Annotated in this window: 1 protein-coding gene; it reads left to right on the top strand. The window is 42.3% G+C overall.

What is annotated here, in order from left to right:
- The first annotated feature begins 80 nt into the window (after positions 1-80).
- Complete coding sequence (locus tag QVP40_RS11720) at positions 81-701, top strand: response regulator transcription factor (RefSeq protein WP_022068583.1); 621 nt, start codon at positions 81-83, stop codon at positions 699-701.
- Positions 702-776: the final 75 nt, after the last annotated feature.

Below are 776 nucleotides of genomic sequence, written 5' to 3'. Positions count from 1 at the left end.
TACATGGAACTGTTCAGATTACCACAGACCATGGCTTCCGTATTTTTATTACCATTCCAAAAGAACAGGAGACCTGAACTATGAAAATTGTAATTGTCGATGATGATATTTTTGTTTCCGGCGCACTGACAACCATTCTGGAAGCCAGTGGAAAAGTTACTGTGGCTGCTTCCGGTACAGACGGAAAAGAAGCTGCAGAATTGTACAAAATCCATCAGCCGGATGTACTTCTTATGGATATTCGAATGAAAGAAAAAAGCGGACTTGATGCGTCCGCTGAGATACTGGAGGAATTTCCTGATGCGAAAATCCTTCTTCTTACTACCTTTTCTGATGACGAGTATATTGTAAAGGCCCTGAAGCTTGGGGCAAAAGGCTATCTGCTGAAACAGGATTATGCAAGTATCCTGCCTGCTCTTGAGGCAGTCTGTTCCGGTCAGACCGTTTTTGGCACAGAAATCATGTCCAGAATTCCGGAGCTTATTCAATCCGGTTCTTCCTTCCATTACGAAAATTATGATATCAGCCGCCGGGAGCTTGAAATTATCCGTCTTATTGCAGACGGGCTCAGCAATAAGGAAATCGCCTCACAGCTTTTTTTAAGCGAAGGAACCGTTCGTAATTATCTCAGCTCTATTCTGGATAAATTACAGCTGAGAGACCGTACTCAGGTTGCTGTTTTTTACTACAGACACAAATAAAAACTGTTTTCCTCTTAAATCAGCAATAAAACCGTGAAATAAAAAACGGAATCCCGGCACAGATTCCGCTTTCCA

Origin of the sequence: Blautia sp. CAG:257 (genome assembly GCF_000433815.1) — a bacterium.
GTDB classification, from domain to species: Bacteria; Bacillota; Clostridia; order Lachnospirales; family Lachnospiraceae; genus Blautia_A; species Blautia_A caecimuris.
Note: the sequence above shows the minus strand (reverse complement) of the source record. Positions and strands in the feature narration are given on the sequence as shown.

Coding starts and splice junctions, on each gene's coding strand:
- QVP40_RS11720 (WP_022068583.1), top strand. CDS start 81: ATGAAAATTGTAATTGTCGATGATGATATTTTTGTTTCCGGCGCACTG.